General features: G+C 41.8%; 4 protein-coding genes and 1 pseudogene. 4 read left to right on the top strand and 1 reads right to left on the bottom strand.

The window, feature by feature from the left end:
* Window positions 1-269: 269 nt before the first annotated feature.
* Window positions 270-1,055, bottom strand: a complete 786-nt coding sequence (locus O9323_RS16950) for a slipin family protein (RefSeq protein WP_193977231.1) — start codon at window positions 1,053-1,055, stop codon at window positions 270-272.
* 232 nt (window positions 1,056-1,287) lie between these two features.
* Between O9323_RS16950 and O9323_RS16945 the strand changes: the two genes are divergently transcribed.
* From O9323_RS16945 to O9323_RS16930, 4 genes and pseudogenes are all read left to right on the top strand, one after another.
* Window positions 1,288-1,773, top strand: coding sequence for an allophycocyanin subunit alpha-B (locus O9323_RS16945; RefSeq protein WP_002738559.1), 486 nt, complete (start codon window positions 1,288-1,290; stop codon window positions 1,771-1,773).
* Window positions 1,774-2,002: 229 nt separating this feature from the next.
* Window positions 2,003-2,515, top strand: coding sequence for a hypothetical protein (locus O9323_RS16940; RefSeq protein WP_002752054.1), 513 nt, complete (start codon window positions 2,003-2,005; stop codon window positions 2,513-2,515).
* 24 nt (window positions 2,516-2,539) lie between these two features.
* Window positions 2,540-3,049 (top strand): tetratricopeptide repeat protein, encoded by a 510-nt coding sequence (locus tag O9323_RS16935; RefSeq protein WP_288125457.1) that lies wholly within the window; start codon window positions 2,540-2,542, stop codon window positions 3,047-3,049.
* Between the two features lie 662 nt (window positions 3,050-3,711).
* Window positions 3,712-3,952 (top strand): annotated as a pseudogene (locus O9323_RS16930) (cation:proton antiporter); the annotation flags it as partial.

Below are 3,952 nucleotides of genomic sequence, written 5' to 3'. Positions count from 1 at the left end.
TCGGTTAACAATTTGTAATATTCCTTGTTGACACCCTTACTGACAAAGAAAAAACTGAAATCAAGTCAGGATAAGGGTTGGAGTGCTTACTGCAAAAATTGTTAAGAAAGATCCCTATAAGGGATAGCTTATCAAGGGGGGATTAAGGGGGGATCCCCCCGCCTATCGGCACCCCCCTTATCAAGGGGGGCAGGGGGGATCAAAGACAAAATCTATCTTCAATTTAATTATAACCACTTACTTAAACCAACCTAACACACCAGAGAAAATCAACCTTTTTGGCTATTGACAATTGAGCCATTTTGTGATAGTTTTTCGGTTAATTTTTGAGCGAGATTTAAGATATCGGAGGGAAGCATAATCACGGTACTGGTGTTATTTTCCGCTCCAATTTCCGTTAACATTTGTAGGCGGCGTAATTCCAAAGCGGCGGGGTTTTCCATGATTAATTGGGAAGCTTCCGCTAATTTTAAGGAGGCTTCCTGTTCTGCGGCAGCTTTAATCAAACGGGCCCGTTTTTCTCGCAATGCTTCCGCTTCCTTGGCCATAGCTCGCTGCATACCAGTGGGAATTTCCACATCTTTTATCTCCACCCGTTCGATATCAATGCCCCAGGGTTCGCTAATTTCATCGACAATTTGTTGGACCGCGTGATTAATTTTGTCTCGTTTTTGCAAGACATCATCGAGATGATTTTGACCGACGACATTTCTTAAAGTGGTCATGGCCGCTTGATAAACGGCCGCGGGGTAGGATTCGACTTTATTAATCGCTTTGCCCGGGTCGATAATACGATAGTAGAGAACCGCATTAACCTTAATTGTGACATTATCGGCGGTGACAGTTTCTTGCGGGGCGATATCGACGGTTTTAGTGCGAATATCCAGCTGCATTTTTTGGTCAACTAGGGGAATGATCCAGTACAGTCCGGGGCCTTTGGTGTCTTGATAACGCCCTAGTCGAAAGATAACACCACGCTGGTATTCTCGATCGATTTTAAAGCCATTTAATCCCAGAATGCCCGCTATCAATAGCAAGGGTGCTAGAAATTCCATATTAATTACCACTTATCGGGTTCAAGTTAATCAGTGTGCGGTGACATCTCAATTACAATCTCCTCGCTCCTGACCACTAATACATTCATTCTAGAGAGTAACCGGGCTGTCGGGGAAACTCATAACGAAATATTACAATTTTTAGGAATTGCCCACCCAGCAGGGATGACTCGACTTCCAGACCCCGACCTGAGATAAACTACAGAATGTTATCAGAATTTACCTTGATATTATGAGCGTAGTTAGCCAAGTCATCCTCAAAGCCGACGACGAACTTCGTTATCCTAGTAGTGGTGAACTACAGGGTATCGGGCAATTTTTAAAAACCGGTGAGCAGAGAATTCGCATTGCCGAGACTCTCGCTGAAAATGAGAAAAAAATCGTCGATCAGGCTCAAAAACAACTGTTCAAGAAACGTCCCGATTATAGAGCGCCGGGGGGTAATGCCTACGGTCAGCGTCAATATAATCAATGCTTGCGCGATTATGGTTGGTATCTGCGTCTAGTTACCTATGGGGTATTAGCCGGAGATAAGGGTCCGATCGAACAAACCGGCCTGATCGGGGTCAAAGAGATGTATAACTCTCTTAATGTTCCCGTCCCCGGCATGGTGGAGGCGATTCGTTGTCTCAAAGAGGCCGCTTTAGGTCTTTTGACTCAAGAAGATGCCGTGGCAGCAGCCCCCTACTTCGACTTTATCATCCAGTATATGTCCTAAGCGATCGGGACAATCCCAGGGGCCTGAAGTCTGAAAAGGGGCAATTCTCCCCTCTTTCAGGGTTCAGGCTTGACTTTTTTCAGTGATCAGTAAACAGTGATCAGTAAGCAGTAAACAGTAATCAGTGAAAAGACAGTAGTAAACTGGCATTTGATCAGGCTCACTTAATACATACTGCTCACTTAATACTCAAAACTGATAACTGATAACTGATAACTGATAACTGATTATGTTTTGGCGCATTATACTACTTACTTTTCTAATACCATCGGTCTATGGGCTGTTTGGCTGGTTGATCGCCCAGGAGCGTTTATCATGGAGTGATTGGTTACTTGCCCGTGGTGATGAGATGAATTGGACTCTCACTAGCGAATGGCTAGAAATCATCATCTATATCCTTGCGGTAGGGGTTATCCTCTTAATTGCCCTAGGATTAACTCTGTTTAGTAACTTAATGCCGCTATTTTTCCGCAGTTGGTTTAAAAATGATATTAGCGCTGTATTATCAATTCTTGGCTGGTCCTTGGCGGTAGTCTTTATCTTCCACAAGTGGGCGGTATTTACTCGAGCTTTAATTCTGTTAGCTGCTGCTATCCTCGGTCGTCTAGAACTTCAGGAAGCGGGTTACAATAGGTGGCAAGTTTTCCTGATGATCACCATCCTCTGCTTAGGTAGTTTTGGCTTGGGAATTTGGGCTTATAATCTTTGGGGTCACGAATTTCATCAAGTTACTACTGATTAATCTTATCTCTAATCTTGAAAAAGTATGCCCAAAAAAAATAACGATACCCTCAAACGAGTCTTAATTGTTTCCTCTGGTTTAGTATTTTTGGCTTTAATGGTGTTGCCAACTTTAGGTTTATGGAAAAATAATAATTCTAATTCCCCCCAAGGCAGTCAACCCGGGCAAGAGGCAACTATTGCCCCCGAAAAATTACAAGAAATGGTCAAAGGTTACGAGAAAATTCTCGAACGCGAACCAGATAACCCCACTGCTTTGCAAGGACTGGCCCAAGCTCGCCTACAGTTAAAAGATTTTATCGGAGCTAGAGAACCTTTAGAAAAGTTATATCAAAAATATCCCAACAATCTGGAAGTTATGCTGGTTCTTTATGGAACAAGATTACAAACTCAAGACGTTTCTGGAGCGAAAAGTCTCCTAGAAAAATTAGTCAAAAATTATCCCCAAGAACCGAAGTTTAAAGAAGAATTAACTCGTTTAAATCAAGCGATTGCGGCAGCTTCCAAACAGCAAACCCCAGAACCTAAAAAGTAATGAAAAAAGAATTAATGGCTCTCCTAGACTGAGTAGGATCGATTAGTAACAAAACGCCAATTTAGGAGGACTCTTCGCCTAAAGTTATCAAAGTTGTTTAACCGATAAGCCTGACTGCTTGACATAAGTGGGTGAAAGCTAGTAGCAGAGGAACTGGGAGAAAAAAGGGTAGAGAGATATAATTGGTTGAAGTAATCACACTTTCGCGCTCCTTTAAGTTTTGATAAGCTAAGACGCATTTAAAACGCTTATTCTTAGATTAGCCGAACCTTCCCCAATCCCTTTACTGTTGCCTTTTGACTCTTGCCTCTTGCCTCGTCTCAACAAGCAATTTAAATTACGAACAGCTTAATCCATATTTTTGCTAATAAACATAGCAAAAGTATGGATAATTTCCTGACCTAAGATCACATCACATTTTATTCTTTTTTCCACTTCTATCTAAAAATCGAGAAAAAAGCAAGAACTTCCATTATACCATAAAAAAATCATGCAAGAAGTCTATTATAGAACCAAAACAATCTATTTGCCACCCGAAAAATTCTTGATCAATAGGACTCGATCGAGGATAATTAGAGAAAGTATCTTTGCTGGTGAAATTGAGCAGATTAGTCTAGGAAAACCCTGCCCTAGACAAAGTAAAGATCAGAAAATCCTACACCATGAATACTCTAACGATCGCTTGGATAAGTTTACCCTTTTTGAGCGGCTTTATTGGCTATTTGCTGTCTCGCTGGGCTAAATATCTGTCCTTAATTACTTCTATTATCTCTCTCGCCTATTCTCTCCTTCTATTTAGCCAATCCTCCCCCATAACCCTCAACCTACTGGATAATTATGGCGTGAAACTGGTAGCCGATCAGTTAAGTGCCTATTTTATCCTCACTAATGCCCTAGTGACGA

Origin of the sequence: Microcystis sp. LE19-131.1A (assembly GCF_027532015.1) — a bacterium.
Classification (GTDB): domain Bacteria; phylum Cyanobacteriota; class Cyanobacteriia; order Cyanobacteriales; family Microcystaceae; genus Microcystis; species Microcystis ichthyoblabe_A.
The sequence above is the reverse complement of the archived record's forward strand: the minus strand, read 5'-3'. Positions and strand labels throughout refer to the sequence as shown.